At 48.0% G+C, this 13,936-nt stretch carries 14 protein-coding genes; 7 read left to right on the top strand and 7 right to left on the bottom strand.

Going from position 1 to position 13,936, the window contains the following annotated elements:
- Positions 1-14: 14 nt before the first annotated feature.
- A complete protein-coding gene (locus AC2YIT_RS12055; protein WP_487279320.1) occupies positions 15-1,259 on the bottom strand; it encodes a metallophosphoesterase family protein in 1,245 nt (414 codons plus the stop codon).
- 197 nt (positions 1,260-1,456) lie between these two features.
- On the opposite strand from AC2YIT_RS12055, the gene AC2YIT_RS12050 reads away from it, so the two are divergent.
- The gene (locus AC2YIT_RS12050) at positions 1,457-1,969 is read left to right on the top strand and encodes a DinB family protein (protein WP_430844937.1); all 513 of its coding nucleotides are present in this window, start codon (positions 1,457-1,459) and stop codon (positions 1,967-1,969) included.
- Between the two features lie 44 nt (positions 1,970-2,013).
- On the opposite strand, the gene AC2YIT_RS12045 is transcribed toward AC2YIT_RS12050, so the two are convergent.
- The gene (locus AC2YIT_RS12045; protein WP_430844936.1) at positions 2,014-3,000 is read right to left on the bottom strand and encodes a glycosyltransferase family 2 protein; all 987 of its coding nucleotides are present in this window, start codon (positions 2,998-3,000) and stop codon (positions 2,014-2,016) included.
- Positions 3,001-3,204: 204 nt separating this feature from the next.
- Between AC2YIT_RS12045 and pgeF the strand changes: the two genes are divergently transcribed.
- Complete coding sequence (pgeF, locus tag AC2YIT_RS12040; RefSeq protein WP_487279319.1) at positions 3,205-3,975, top strand: peptidoglycan editing factor PgeF; 771 nt, start codon at positions 3,205-3,207, stop codon at positions 3,973-3,975.
- Between the two features lie 65 nt (positions 3,976-4,040).
- Here pgeF and AC2YIT_RS12035 read toward each other — a convergent pair whose 3' ends face one another.
- The 3 genes from AC2YIT_RS12035 to AC2YIT_RS12025 form a co-directional block, all read right to left on the bottom strand.
- Positions 4,041-4,445, bottom strand: a complete 405-nt coding sequence (locus tag AC2YIT_RS12035; protein ID WP_487279318.1) for a histone H1/H5 family protein, HCT subfamily — start codon at positions 4,443-4,445, stop codon at positions 4,041-4,043.
- 140 nt (positions 4,446-4,585) lie between these two features.
- Entirely contained in the window at positions 4,586-5,116 is a 531-nt protein-coding gene (locus AC2YIT_RS12030) for an RNA methyltransferase (RefSeq protein WP_487279317.1), read from the bottom strand.
- Between the two features lie 78 nt (positions 5,117-5,194).
- Complete coding sequence (locus AC2YIT_RS12025; RefSeq protein ID WP_106599727.1) at positions 5,195-5,815, bottom strand: response regulator transcription factor; 621 nt, start codon at positions 5,813-5,815, stop codon at positions 5,195-5,197.
- A gap of 260 nt (positions 5,816-6,075) precedes the next feature.
- Here AC2YIT_RS12025 and AC2YIT_RS12020 point away from each other — a divergent pair, with 260 nt between their 5' ends.
- From AC2YIT_RS12020 to AC2YIT_RS12010, 3 genes are all read left to right on the top strand, one after another.
- Positions 6,076-7,068 (top strand): GNAT family N-acetyltransferase, encoded by a 993-nt coding sequence (locus tag AC2YIT_RS12020; protein ID WP_487279316.1) that lies wholly within the window; start codon positions 6,076-6,078, stop codon positions 7,066-7,068.
- 89 nt (positions 7,069-7,157) lie between these two features.
- On the top strand, positions 7,158-8,447 hold the full coding sequence (locus AC2YIT_RS12015; RefSeq protein WP_430844931.1) for a LamG-like jellyroll fold domain-containing protein: 1,290 nt from the start codon (positions 7,158-7,160) through the stop codon (positions 8,445-8,447).
- Positions 8,448-8,554: 107 nt separating this feature from the next.
- Positions 8,555-9,439: an FkbM family methyltransferase gene (locus tag AC2YIT_RS12010; protein WP_487279315.1), complete on the top strand. Its 885-nt coding sequence runs from the start codon at positions 8,555-8,557 to the stop codon at positions 9,437-9,439.
- A 17-nt stretch (positions 9,440-9,456) separates the two neighbouring features.
- On the opposite strand, the gene AC2YIT_RS12005 is transcribed toward AC2YIT_RS12010, so the two are convergent.
- Both AC2YIT_RS12005 and wecB read right to left on the bottom strand, forming a co-directional pair.
- Entirely contained in the window at positions 9,457-10,890 is a 1,434-nt protein-coding gene (locus AC2YIT_RS12005; protein ID WP_487279314.1) for a polysaccharide biosynthesis protein, read from the bottom strand.
- A gap of 84 nt (positions 10,891-10,974) precedes the next feature.
- Positions 10,975-12,075: a non-hydrolyzing UDP-N-acetylglucosamine 2-epimerase gene (wecB, locus tag AC2YIT_RS12000; RefSeq protein ID WP_430844926.1), complete on the bottom strand. Its 1,101-nt coding sequence runs from the start codon at positions 12,073-12,075 to the stop codon at positions 10,975-10,977.
- Between the two features lie 142 nt (positions 12,076-12,217).
- Here wecB and AC2YIT_RS11995 point away from each other — a divergent pair, with 142 nt between their 5' ends.
- Both AC2YIT_RS11995 and AC2YIT_RS11990 read left to right on the top strand, forming a co-directional pair.
- Entirely contained in the window at positions 12,218-13,111 is an 894-nt protein-coding gene (locus AC2YIT_RS11995) for a glycosyltransferase (protein ID WP_487279313.1), read from the top strand.
- A gap of 12 nt (positions 13,112-13,123) precedes the next feature.
- The gene (locus AC2YIT_RS11990; protein WP_487279312.1) at positions 13,124-13,930 is read left to right on the top strand and encodes an FkbM family methyltransferase; all 807 of its coding nucleotides are present in this window, start codon (positions 13,124-13,126) and stop codon (positions 13,928-13,930) included.
- Positions 13,931-13,936 lie beyond the last annotated feature (6 nt).

Raw genomic sequence — 13,936 nt, 5'->3', positions numbered from 1 at the left:
GGGCATGATCATATTCAACGGACGGCCAGCTCGGGAAGGACATTAATCACCTCCCATTCGAGTTGGTCGTTCGCTTTGTTTACGGTCCAGCTTTCTTCCATCACGCACGTATCTTCCAGGTCGCGGTACTCGGCGACGAGCTTCTCGTTCCGCAGCAGCAATCGCGCAAACCCGTTATACCCCAGCGCACGGCCTTTGATTTCCTTCCTCACCCGTGTGTCGTAATAGTCGATTTTAAATAATTCTCCCGCATCGGGTGGCCTGATTTCGACCGGAAGTCCGCCGTGTCCGATGCAGCGCCCGTAAGCCTGCGGCCCCTTACCATTCCGGTCGAACCGGTATGCTACCAGGCGGTGGTCGTGCCCCCAGATCCAGACAACCGGTCGCTGTGCGTCGCCCATAAGCTTTTGCAACTGCTCGCCGGGCCGGATGTATTCTTCCCGGAATGCCGACATATACGGATGGTGGCTCAGGATTACAATACCGCGCGTGTCGAGCGGATCGCCGATCTTCACCACGTCGCGCAACCATGCCACCTGCTCTTTCCGCAAATGACAATCCGGCGGAGAGAGTATTTCAAGAAAAGGCCTGCCTACCGAGGTATAGCCGGTATCAATGCCGATAATGCGCCAATGGTCGTTCTCCAGACAAAAAAAACCGGCCTGTTGTGTTTTGCGCACATCACCCACTTGCGCATACATCGCGGGAAGCAAATGCTGAAAGAATGCATTGCCATTGGAATACATTTCGTGGTTTCCCGACAACGCCAGACTGCCCGAAGCGCCGTAATACCAGGAGGCGTATGGGGCTGTGAAGTTCTCTTCCACTTCTTTGGGGGTTCCTACGAAGTAAATATCACCCATATGAACGGTGTAATCGGGTGCATGACGTGCGACGAGATTCGCCACCGCATCGGATTCGGCCGTATCACTGGCCCAATCCGAAAGCAATGCAATGCTGATCTCATCTCTCGAAGCAATGGAAGACTGCAGCGGGTAAACGCCCGTGTCGCCATTACGCGGGTACGCCTGGTAGGGATGCCTTGCGCCAAACCGGCTGCGCAGGTAATGCCAGGCAAAGCCGATCAGATTGGTTTTGAAAAATTCAGAAATGACATTGGTGACCGACGACGTCTGTTCCACCCGCTTTTCATATAGTTCGAGTTGGGTTTTGGCATGGTTCTCTGCCTCGCTGTGGCCGAGATTGAGGTATTTCTGCGCACGTTCTTCGGAAGTTCCGGGCATAGCGGTCCTTTGCATAAATGGGTGTGGATAGTAAATAAAATAATAACCCGCCTAACCTCCGCGATTATAGTCCGATTTTCTTGAAACCCGCCCAGCCGTATGTCACCCAGCGACACATTACCGTTGCTTAAATATTTGATTCCCGTGTTGACAATCGCATTCCTTACCGTTACCTTTCGCGAAATTTATCAACCACCAAACACAAAAATCGAATGAAAAAAATTGCTATTATCTGTATGCTTTTAGTGGCGGGCAAAGTGGCATCCGCGCAAACCATGACGGCCAAGTACATTAAGGATTGGGAGCGTGCAAAGGAATACACTAAAGAATACCTGGATGCAATGCCGGAAGACGGCTACGCCTTGAAACCTACCCCTGAAATCCGGTCGTTTGCGGCGCAGATGGATCACCTTGGAGATGCCAACTACCTGTTTGTTTCGGCGGCAACCGGCAAAGCGAAACCCGAAGGTTCTCTTGAAAAGCGCGCTGACCAGTCGAAAGAAGCTGTAACTAAAGGCGTGATGGAGAGCTACGACTTCGTGATCGCAGCATTGAAAGGAATGACCGACGCCGACCTCGCGAAGGATGTAAAAGTATTCGGTATGGATATGAAGGCCGGAACTGCATTTGAAAAGGCTTTCGAACACCAGACTCACCACCGCGGACAAACGACCCCTTACATTCGCATGAAGGGTGCTACGCCTCCGAAAGAGAAGTTGTTCTAAAACAAAAATGGCCGGTTCGAACCGGCCATTTTTATTGCTATCATTTACCCCGATAACTTGCTTTTCAGGTTATAGAAATTCAGGGCGAAAAAGCTGTATATTTTCATAAAAAACGGCGGAATGATGAAATCCCGGATCACCTCCTTCTTCCGCTCCGGCGATGGGTCGGCCATTGAAAGGTACTTCACCGCATATTTGACGCGTGGCCAGTAAGTGTCGCCATATTCTCTCGAAAACAGCATTTTATAGTAGTACGTAGCGATATTCTTAGTGAGCCGGTCGTGGTATTTGTATTTCAATTCCTTATCGATATTGGAATACATTTCAATACGGTTGAAAAGGAAATCCTTCCCGTAATGATTATCCGCAAAGCTCGCGCCTCCGCGCTGCTTCCGGTAGACCGACATTACTTCGTCAATATAGCCAATCGGCCCGCGCGTTGCGAGCATGATGTTACGGGGAATATCACCGCTAGTTGATCGGTTCGTCCATTCAGGATCCGGATTTTTAGCAAAATCCTCAGTCCGGAACATCAGGCTCGACGTCGCGATAAAGCAAAGTTCGTCCTCTCCGATAAGGTCATCAACCGTAAATTCTTTCTTATTAATCCAATTGACCAGGTGCGGTGGGGCTGCGTTATCGTCATAAATCACCCTTGCATTATGAAAACAAGCCGAGTAATGCGGATTCGCATCCATCATTTCCACCTGCTTTTGCAGCTTGTCCGATACGATTAGATAATCGTCGCCATCGAACTGGGCAATATATTCGCCTCTGGCAGCGGCAAAGGTCGCCAATGCATTGAATTTCCCGTTCAGGCCCAGGTTTTTCGGGTGCAACAATAGCCTGATTTTATCGGGGAAACGCTGCTGGTATTCGGTTAATATCGCCCGGGTGTTGTCTTTAGAAAAATCATCTCCTACAATAATCTCGAAATCAAATGTAGTCTGCTGCATCAGGATCGAGTCCAGCATTTTTGCTACAAATTTTTCATGGTTGTAGGTGACTACACACACGCTCACTTTTATCATAGTCACTGTTTCATTGAATAAGCGGAGTCGCTCGGCACAAATTTAGCTGAATTCTACTCAAAATCTGTACCCCGCTATTTTACGGTTCGTTTACGGGGAACTCCCGGGCACATAACGGCAATGCCTCAAAATAAATTCGGCCCGAAATGAATCCGGCGGTGCGATCGTTTAATTTTGATACCGATTTCCACTAATTCCAGAAGAATGCTAGCTTTCTCCACGACCGACAAGCAACCGATATTCCGTAAACCACAGATATTTAACCAGTTCCCTGAATTGGTTGCCGCTGAAAGTACACGCCACGGCGGTGTAAGTACCGGCCATTACGCGTCGCTGAACCTCGGAGGCTCACAGGATACCCCCGAAAATATCATGCAGAACAACCTGATATTCTTCGGGGCACTAGGTATACCGTTCGAAAATGTCGCAAAAGCACATCAGGTGCATGGTACCGACATTGTAACGGTTACCTCTCCGGCGCGTTTCGAGGGATTCGACGCCCTTGTAACCAACGTAGCAGGCATTCAGCTCGCGGTTACTGTCGCCGATTGCACACCTATCCTGATTTACGACCCCGTAACGGGTGCGGTGGCGGCCATTCATGCCGGCTGGCGCGGTACAGTAGGCGGCATTGTAGAAAAGACCGTCGCTACCATACAGAAAAATTACGGCACGCGAGCCGAAGATTGTTTCGGATATGTAGGCACCTGCATTGATGAATGCAGCTTTGAAGTGGGTGAGGATGTTGCGCAGCATTTCACCCCGGCCTATAAACGCTGGGACGAAGGAGCCGGTAAATTTTTCGTGGACCTGAAAGCCTCCAACCGCGACCAGCTTACCCGCAGTGGTATAAAGCCTGAACAAATAGAAGTTTCACCTTATTCGACCGTGATTCACAACCAGGATTACTTCTCACACCGTGCCGAGAAGGGCCTGACCGGCCGCCTGCTCGTTACGATAGGCCGAACCAGCTAATCTAAAAGCAAAACGACCAGCAACGGAATTTCTTTGCTGGTCGTTTTTCAGGCATCTACCTTTTGTTATGCTTTCTCAGGTGCAGGCGCAGGTGCCTCAGTTTTCGGAGCAGCAGCTGGTTTTGTCGCGGGCTTCGGAGCACTCGCTTCTTTACCTACAGTGGGCTTCGCAGGGGCAGCCACAGGCACTTTGGATGAAGCAGCTGCTACCAGCGCTGCTACTTTTTCTTTCTTCTCCGCTTTACTCTTCTTGCCTTCTTTCTTATCCTTTACTTTTTTCTCCGCATTCTTGGCCTCTTTGGCTTTCTTCTTTAGAGTTTCCTTTTCAAACTTGGCTACTTTTTTTGCCAGTTTTGCGGCCGCTTTTTCGATCGATTTCTTTATTTTCTTCGAACCGGCAGTGACTGCTTCAATCTTTCCGGTAAGTGTCTCAGCAATCTCTGTCGATAACTTTTTGGTAGCGGATTTCATAAATCTGATATTAAGAATTTCATAAATAATACATGGAGCCCGGCCCTGTACGGGAGCTGTTTCAGGTCAAAATTGCCGTCAGACAATAACCTACAAATACCCATTATTAATTTATAAATAGCAAATTTTCCGTATTATTTTTATGTTATATTTCTCTTTACAAAATCCCACAATACGATTCCTGCCGATACCGAGACATTGAAAGAATGCTTCGTCCCGAACTGTGGGATTTCCAGACAACCGTCGGATTCTGCGATCGCGGCATCACTCACGCCTTCTACCTCATTACCAAATACAAAGGCATAAGGAACTCCCCTATCCGGCTCGAAATTCTGCAGCAGCATACTTCCCTCGGCCTGTTCTACACACCAAACTTTGTACCCCTCCGATTTCAACATTTTAACGGCCTCTGCCGCACTCGGGCATTTCTCCCACGCTACCGACATTTCTGCCCCAAGGGCACTGCGCGTGATCTCGCGATGCGGCGGCGCCTGGGTGTAGCCGCAGAGGATTATTTTCTCTGCCCGCAGCGCATCCGCAGTCCGGAAAAACGAGCCGATGTTGTTCAGGCTCCTGATATTATCCAGCACGATCACAAACGGAAACTTTTCCGATTCCTTAAACTCATCGACCGACATCCGGCCCATTTCATCTACACTCAGCTTACGCATGAATTTCACTCGATTGATTTCACAAAAAAAGGTTTCTGCACCTGGTACAGAAACCTTTTTCGGTATGGTAAGAATAATTTACTTAATCTTGGTAATCAGCTCTACAATGTTCTTAACGCCCAGTTTTTCGAAAATACGGGCTTTGTAAGTACTGACAGTGGAGAGCTGCAAGTTCAGTTTTTCGGCGATTTTTGCGGTTCCTAACCCCTCTTTCAAAAGATTCATCACGTCGGTCTCGCGCGGCGAAAGGCTCACGATCGGGTCCGGCATATATTCCTTTGGATTGATGAGACGGTTGATATTCATTTGCTGCATATCTTCGCTCATGTACTTCTTATTATTCAGAACGCTCATAACAGCGGTTTTGAACTCTTCTTCCGGTGCATCTTTCGACAGGTATCCGTCAGCACCTGCTTGAAGGTACATCAAGCCATAGAGTTGTTCGTCATAACTCGAAAACATAAGAATTCTGACGCCTGGCGATTTCGCGCGAATGGTTTCCACCATTTTGGTAGTGTTACCGCCCGGAATATTGATATCCAGAATCAGGAGGTCATAAGCTTTGGTCTCGAGTTCCTGAAGAATTTTATCAAAATCGTCAACGTCCGAAATTGTTGAATCCGGAATTAGTGATTTGAGGAGGTGTTTGGTACCGATTCTTACCACAGCATGGTCTTCGGCGATCAGTATGTGTTTCATGGATGGGTTGGGTCCAATGGATGTAAAAACTACTGGTGTCAAATTAATCCGGACAATCAATTTCCAGCATGATGATTGCCCTTGAACTGAAAATCCTGATTACCAACCAGTACAATTTTGTACATCCTGGTTGAACTGATTTGATGAATTAACAAAAATAGTAATCAGCATTGTATTAAACATAAAAAATATCAAATTAGTATATCAATTATTTATCAAAATCCTTGATCTGAGCACATTTAACACACATACTATAACTTTTGAGCCCGATCAGTAATAGTTTTACACGCACTTCTCTTTGCTCCTGGACCAGCAACGACAGCGTCGTGGATGTATTTCCAATGCAGGAAGCGCCCTTTCCTACGACCGTCCCATGGCTTTTTTTTGGGAAGGAACAACTTGCCATGCAGAGTTCTGACCTAATTTATTCATTTATTCTTACTTCCAAAGAATCCGGTCATATTTTGGCCGTATTTCACTGCCTGCCAGGCGCTCAGCAATGGACTTCCCCGCCGTTAGCCCCGTTCGGCGGCATCATGCCCGTAGCACACTGCCATGAGCGCCAGTTGACATTCCTGCTTTTCTGCATCCGCAAATGGGCAATCCGAATGGGATGCAAAACACTCACCGTGAAAACAGCGCCGGCATGCTACCACCCGCTTACCCACGAAATTTGCCATCGCAGCTACCTCGCCGCCGGTTTTTCTCCCAATCATACCTATTCTAATCATTATATTCCTATTACTGGTCAGCGTTTTGACCAGATTATTGAGCCAGCGGAGCGTCGGCGATTAGCCAAAGGCAAAAACACGGGATTACATATTTATCTGAAACAGGGGTTTTGTGACGAAACAACAGGAACCATGCTTCGCGAATGCGACCGTGCGCACGGCCGACAACTACGGGTGGCGCCTGGAGAATTGAACCGGATCGTTAGTGCCTCACCCGAAAGCTACGTTACAGTAACGGCTAGAAACGGGGAACAAACCGTCGCCGCGGCGTTACTGGTGCGCGTCGCCGGCCACGTGCTTTACCATTTTCTGTCTGGTTTTCTTCCGGAATTCCGCACCATTAGCCCCCCACTCATGCTTTTTGAAACCGCCTATCAATATTGCGGAAATAACGGCATACAAATCCTGGACCTTGGCATTTCTCTCGACCACCTCGGTCATGAAAAGACATCATTAGCGAGCTTCAAGCGGCGCATTGGTGGCCAGGGATGTCCCAAAATTATTTACGAGGCGATGATCTGAATTTTTACGGGATCGGGAATCTCCGATTCTTTTCGGAAGTTAGAAAAATTACTGACCTTACTACCTCATTCACGTACATTTCCTAAACTATGAGCCTTATTCGTAGGGTTGCCTTCCTTCTCTCTATCATTTACGTTCATTCAGCTGCATTTGCCCAAATCGATCTCGAACGAGGGCTAGTTGGCTGTTACCCGTTTTCAGGAACTGCAGAAGATTACAGTCCGATCGCAAATCACGGAGTCGTATCGGGCGCCCAACTTACCGCCGACCGCTTCGGTAATTCCAATTCCGCCTATCAGTTCGACGGCTACGACGACAGGATTGAGATCGGCGCCGCCGATTTGCAACTTAACAATTTCACTTACTCCGTATGGGCCTATCCCGATTACGCTCCCTCACCCACAACTGCCATGTTTCTGTTCTCGGTCGGGAGCGACTACGGTGACCAGCACATCCTCTTCGGCGACCATTATTCCAATGACAGGCATACCGGCTTTTCACACGGGTCGTACCTGGGTGTTGCCGACAATATCCTGTGTTCAGGACCATCAGTGGAGCCGACCAACCGATGGTATCACCTCGTGCTGGTAAGGGATGACGACAATTACTATTTCTACGTCAACGGCCAAGTGGTTTGCTCCAACAGTGCGAACGGAAAAAACGCTTTCTATGGAGTCAATACCGTGCATGCGATGATTGGCGCACGCAATAATTACGGGCAGGCCTTTTTTGGGCGCCTGGACGACATCCACCTCTATAACCGGCCGTTGAACAAGGCGGAGATAGATGCATTGTATAATGGTCCCAATATTCCTGCAGATCCCATAAACGGTCAGTTAACCGTGGACAGAAACCAGATTTGCGGCGGCGAGCCTGTTTCGCTGAAAGTTGTTTCCGACAAACCAGGCTCTCTTTTTAAATGGCAAGTCGATGATGTGGCACAATCCGAATCGTCATCGGTGCTATTACTAAAAACAGAGAAAAAAACGTTCGACTATCCAATAAAAGTGAACGTGACTGTTGAGTTCGATTTGACGTGCTTCAGCCAACCTGCTCCGTTCGAATTAAGCAAAATACTGCAAGTCAAAAACTGTGTGGATCCACCGGAAGAAGCGTCCTCATTACTGGTTCCCGACATTTTTACACCTAACCATGACGGCAAAAACGATACCTGGAAAATTTACAATGCCGAGGGGGTGGAAACGTTGCGCATTTACATTTTCAACCGGTGGGGTGAGGTAATTTATTATTCCCAAGGTTACACCACCGAATGGGATGGCAAGTACAGGGACAAACTGGTGCCGTCCGGCAGCTACGCATTCCGCATTTTTTCGGGAGAAAAGCTGGTAAAACAGGGTAGCCTCATGATAGTTTACTAGATCCAGCCATCGGAGGGACGTGTCAGGAACGTTTTGCTTACAGGGGGCAAATAGCTACATTAGCAGCCAAAATCTGCCCGGCCTGGCATAAAACCTCGAACAGCCTGATGAAGTTAAAGACGATCAAGACCATACTGAGTCACCCTTTAAATCAGAAAAACAAACTCCCGGCCTTGATGACGTTCTTCAAAAGAGGGATTGTCGTTCGCTTGCATCACCACCCGATGGTGTACCCATTTCTCGAAAACACTTCACTGGTAGTCGAAAAGGGAATGTCCAGTGCCGAACTTCAGATTTATACAGGGCTGTATGACCTTCACGAAATGCTCTTCCTTACGCATTACCTGCGTCCAGGCGACACGTTCGTGGATGTAGGCGCCAATGTGGGAGTATACACGATCCTGGCTGCGGGCGTAGCGGGGGCCAACACAATCGCATTTGAGCCGATCCCGTCGACGTTCTCGAAATTAAAAAGAAATGTAACCTACAATCAGCTGGAAAGCCTGGTTGACCTGCGCAACCTTGGGGTAGGTGATAAGGAGGGAAAACTGGTCTTTACCAACAATTTAGACGCCACCAACCACGTAATCACCAACAGTCATGAATCCGCAGGCGCTACTATACAAGTTCCCGTTGACACGCTGGACCACCTGTTGGCAGACAAAACGGCGAACTTTTTGAAGATCGATGTAGAGGGCTTTGAGGCCAATGTCATCAACGGCGCGCCCAATACCTTGTCCAATCCCAATTTGAGGGTGATCATTATGGAAACGAATGGCCTCTCAGATCAATACGAGTTTGGACAAAATTACCTCCATAACAAGCTGCTGGACCTGGGATTTGTTCCGCACAGCTATGATCCATTTAAAAGAATCCTGCAAAAACTGGAAACCACCGGCTCCCACGACACCATTTATTTACGCGACCTGGAATTTGTACAGGAACGCATCAAAAGCGCACGAAGAATCCGGTTCCGGAAAATGGACATTTAATTATGCCACGCTTCGGATCATTTACCATTCACGTAGGGCAGCCGCTTTTTGGCTGTCTCAAAAAGCGCCCTTATCTCCGGCGAAACATCCAGTTTAAGTATCAAAATTGCGAAAGCCACGCATAAAAACGCCGACCGGAGCACGATCGCGATCATGGCCGACAATTTGGAAATAGTATATGCCGGTTCAAGAAAAGTGCATAAATACAACACAGCCAGCACCAGTACAACTTTCACGGTTCCCTGCGAGAAAGGCTGAACGCCAAATTTACGCCAGACCAGAAATAACCTCGACATTGAATAAAGAAACGTCGTGATCATGGTAGCTAACGCAGCCCCGATAAAACCATACATGGGTATGAACAAGACGTTCAATAAAAAGCCCAAAACAGCCGACCCCAGAATGAGGTACGTTGCATATTTATAAAACCTCGAATAGAGGATTATTTCCGTATTGAGCCCTGTTCCGGTATCGAATACTTTTACCAATGCCAGGAAAAGCACCACGAGCTTACCTTCGCGATAGGTTTCGCCTTTGGGAATGAGCAGGAAAATATCATCAATACTGCTCCATATCAGCAAAAAGAATAATCCTCCTGCGATCAATTGGTTCAATGCTGATTTGACGTTGATCTGACGAACAAATTCATAATCTTCCTTTCCCAGGGAGGTAGATAATAAAGGAATCGATATTTGTGAAATAGCCTTCTTGGGTATTTCAATTACCCCGGCTATATATGCGGCAATGATAAATATCCCTGTCTGAATAAGCCCCCGCTCTCCCGCCAGCATCGAGCGGTCGATAAAAAGCATCAGGTTTACGCCTATGCCTCCGAGAATTGAGAAACTTCCGTAGGCGAGCATGCTTCTGAATAATGGCCTGGTGAGTATTTCCGGATTGGGTTTAAACCAATACCATTTCCCCAGCCTATGAATATAAACTATTAGAGAGATCAGGGCCAGCCCATAAGACGCGATCAGCATCCAGAGCATTACCTGGAAGCTCACCCAACCGAATCCGAACATCACAATGACCATTATGTTGGCCAATCGCAGGAAAACTTCACGGATAAAATTGGGAACTGCAATGCGCGAATTATTCCGGCAATAAGATTCCAATACAGCCAGGTATAGCCAGAATATCGTCAGAGGAATGACCAGAATATGGTATTTGATCAATAACGGGGAATTTTCGGAATAATACTCTTGTATCCATCCCGAACATAGCAGGTAAAGGATCGTGAATAATAAACCTCCCACAAACGGCAAACCTAAAAGGAGTGGCAATATGCCATTGTGCCCGGAATCGTCATCCCTGAAGTTTGCAAAAAACTTGTCCGCGATAAGCGGCGTACCCAAATGTGCAAAAGCAGCAAAAAGTAAACTGTTCTCGAAAAGCAGCCGGGTCAGCGCCAATTCTTCTACCGAAAGAAATTTGGTAGAAACATACATTTGATTAATAATTCCAATCCCAACCCCGATATAGGAGCCAATCCCCGCCTTTAAGCTTTGTCGAACAACAATTCCCACATCAATCTATTTTAAATACTTCTTTTGGATTATTTGCACAATACGGTCCGATGCAAGGCCGTCCCATAGCGCAGGCAAAGAAGTTTGGTTCTTCTCTCCGTTTATAACTTCACTTATAATACCCATCCCATAAGCCACGTCCAAATCACCCACAAGTCTGTTCGTCCCCTCCCGGATTGTCGATGGACGTTCCGTGGACTTCCTGAAAGTCACACAGGGCACGCCCAGAAATGTAGTTTCCTCCTGCACACCGCCAGAATCGGTGATCACAAGAGCTGCATTGGAAATCAGATTAATAAATTCCAGATAACCCTGGGGTGGCAGCAAATACAAATCGTTGCAATTTTCGAGCTGATTCCAGAATTCATGACTGATAAGGTTCGATTTTGTCCTGGGATGAACCGGAAAAACGACCGGCCTGAGTTTACACAAGTTTTGTATCAAATCCACCAGCAATGCCAGGCCTGCAGGCGAGTCTACATTCGACGGCCGATGCATCGTCAACGCCACATAACTACCTTTTTCCAATCCCAAATCTTTCAGCAATGCGAGCTCCGATATTTTTTCCCGGCAAGAAACCAGCGAGTCGATCATTACATTACCCACGAAATGGATCTTGCCCGGTGCTATACCTTCATTTTGCAGATTGCTCACAGCCGCTTCCTCTGAAACAAAAAGCTCGTCGGACATATGGTCGATCAAAATGCGGTTGACTTCCTCGGGCATGCTTTTGTCGCCGCTCCGCAATCCGGCCTCCACATGCGCCAGCTTTATGCCTTCTTTCGCCGTCACCAATGCACAGGCCAAACTCGAATTGACGTCGCCGACAACCACCACGAGGTCCGGGGTTTCGCTCGAAAGCACCTTTTCGAAAGCCAGCATGATTTCTGCCGTCTGTCTGGTGTGGGAACCGCCGTGAATGCACAAAGAGAAATCCGGTTCAGGAAGGCCTAGCTGCGTCAGGAATACCTTGTACATGGCATCGTCGTGGTGCTGACCTGTATGAACCAGGCTGACGGAAAATCCCGGATATTTTGAGAAGGCTCTGTACAGGGCCGCTACCTTCACAAAATTGGGCCGCGCGCCCATCACGCATATTATTTTCAACGACTTCGACGACAGTTTTTCTGCAAAGGTAGTACAGTTTGGCCACCAAAACTCGCCGCCCCGACTTTTTACTACTTTCGCATTTGTTGTGATTTAGAAACGATTCGGCCTACTTTTGCAACGATAACAGACAAATGAGCTCATGCGCGCCCATGCCCCGATCGTTCTTTTTTGCTATAACCGCCCCTGGCATTTACAGCAGACCGTCAAGAGCCTGCAAATGAATGCGCTCGCTTCCGAAAGCGAATTGTATATTTATTCCGACGGGCTAAAGTACACGCAAGAGGCGGAAGCTGTGAATGAGGTGCGCGAGTACATTTCGGGCATTACGGGTTTCAAAAGTGTAACGATCTTCGAATCTCCGCAAAATAAGGGCCTGGCGGTTTCTGTGATCGAGGGAGTCAGCTATGTGCTTTCCAAACACACTAATGTGATTGTACTGGAAGACGATATGCTGAGCACCACAGATTTTTTGTCATTTATGAACCAGGCGCTGGACGTCTATGCCGGGCGATCTGATATTTTTTCGGTAACCGGTTACACTCCACCTATCGACGTTCCGGAAAGTTACCCGCATGACCTGTACCTGGTACCGCGGGCAAGCTCCTGGGGCTGGGGAACCTGGGCACACAAATGGGCAAAGGCCGATTGGCAGGTGCGTGATTTTCAAAGCCTGAAAAACGACGACAAACGGCAAAATGCGTTTAACCAGGGCGGTGACGACCTGTGGCCGATGCTGGCCAAGCAACAAAAAGGCGTGATCGATTCGTGGGCTATCCGCTGGACTTATTCACAGTTCGCCAACGACGCGTATGGACTTTATCCGGTTCATTCCAAAATCAAAAATATCGGAACCGACGGCAGCGGCACTAATTTTACTTTCAAATCCGGGGAATACGGAGAAGAAATGGCGGAAGGAGACGTGGTTATGCCCCCCGATTTGAAACCTGACGCTGGTTTGATCACTGCATTCCGGCAATATTACCGGTTACCTTTCCTTTTAAAAATCAAAAACCGGGTCAAATACGGCATTTGACCTACTATACATATGTATTGGCTCCGTTACCTGCTTAAAGAACCTTATCATGCCCTCGGCTCGGCCCGGAACCGGGAATTTATGGCATTGCTGCTCAAATATGGCAACCGCGCCCGCTACAAGCTGACGGACGTCGCATTCGACGGATTCAAACTGAAAGTCCCGGATACCATGTCGTTCCTTTGGCAGCATAAGGAAATCTTCGCAGACGAGTTCTATTACTTTGAAACCACGGAATCCCAACCGGTGATTTTCGACTGCGGTGCGAATATTGGAATGAGCGTTCTGTATTTCAAAAGACTGTTCCCCAAAGCCAGATTGCTTGCATTCGAGGCTGAGCCCGCAATTGCCTCGCTGTTACGCCACAACCTTGGAAGCAATGGCGTGAACAATGTCGAGATTATTGACAAAGCCGTGTGGATCAATGACGATGGCATTTGGTTCGGCAGCGAATCGGCGGATTCTTCTTCCATTTATTCGACCGCCCAAAAGCGAAAAATCGATTCCATTCGCCTGAAAGACTTTCTGGAAAAGGAAAGCCGGATTGATTTTCTGAAAATGGATATTGAAGGGGCTGAGATCGACGTATTGCATGATTGCCGGGACTCACTCGCGCATGTGCAAAACCTTTTCGTGGAATTCCACTCCTACATCGGCAATGCGCAGGGCCTGGCTGATGTGGTGAAGGTTTTTGAAGAGAACGGTTTTCGTTATTATGTGGATACCAATCAGCACCGGCTCCGGCCATTTGTGAACCATCGCTACCGTGGTAACGACGTGATGGATTTGCAGCTGAACATCTTCGGATGGCGGGAATAAACACCG

The organism is Dyadobacter sp. SRI_021 (assembly GCF_057586235.1).
Note: the sequence above shows the minus strand (reverse complement) of the source record. Positions and strands in the feature narration are given on the sequence as shown.

Excerpts from the sequence above, each read along its gene's own strand:
- AC2YIT_RS12055 (WP_487279320.1), bottom strand. The coding sequence starts at position 1,259 with ATGCAAAGGACCGCTATGCCCGGAACTTCCGAAGAACGTGCGCAGAAA.
- AC2YIT_RS12050 (WP_430844937.1), top strand. The coding sequence starts at position 1,457 with ATGAAAAAAATTGCTATTATCTGTATGCTTTTAGTGGCGGGCAAAGTG.
- AC2YIT_RS12045 (WP_430844936.1), bottom strand. The coding sequence starts at position 3,000 with ATGATAAAAGTGAGCGTGTGTGTAGTCACCTACAACCATGAAAAATTT.
- pgeF (WP_487279319.1), top strand. The coding sequence starts at position 3,205 with ATGCTAGCTTTCTCCACGACCGACAAGCAACCGATATTCCGTAAACCA.
- AC2YIT_RS12035 (WP_487279318.1), bottom strand. The coding sequence starts at position 4,445 with ATGAAATCCGCTACCAAAAAGTTATCGACAGAGATTGCTGAGACACTT.
- AC2YIT_RS12030 (WP_487279317.1), bottom strand. The coding sequence starts at position 5,116 with ATGCGTAAGCTGAGTGTAGATGAAATGGGCCGGATGTCGGTCGATGAG.
- AC2YIT_RS12025 (WP_106599727.1), bottom strand. The coding sequence starts at position 5,815 with ATGAAACACATACTGATCGCCGAAGACCATGCTGTGGTAAGAATCGGT.
- AC2YIT_RS12015 (WP_430844931.1), top strand. The coding sequence starts at position 7,158 with ATGAGCCTTATTCGTAGGGTTGCCTTCCTTCTCTCTATCATTTACGTT.
- AC2YIT_RS12010 (WP_487279315.1), top strand. The coding sequence starts at position 8,555 with ATGAAGTTAAAGACGATCAAGACCATACTGAGTCACCCTTTAAATCAG.
- AC2YIT_RS12005 (WP_487279314.1), bottom strand. The coding sequence starts at position 10,890 with ATGTATGTTTCTACCAAATTTCTTTCGGTAGAAGAATTGGCGCTGACC.
- AC2YIT_RS11995 (WP_487279313.1), top strand. The coding sequence starts at position 12,218 with ATGCGCGCCCATGCCCCGATCGTTCTTTTTTGCTATAACCGCCCCTGG.
- AC2YIT_RS11990 (WP_487279312.1), top strand. The coding sequence starts at position 13,124 with ATGTATTGGCTCCGTTACCTGCTTAAAGAACCTTATCATGCCCTCGGC.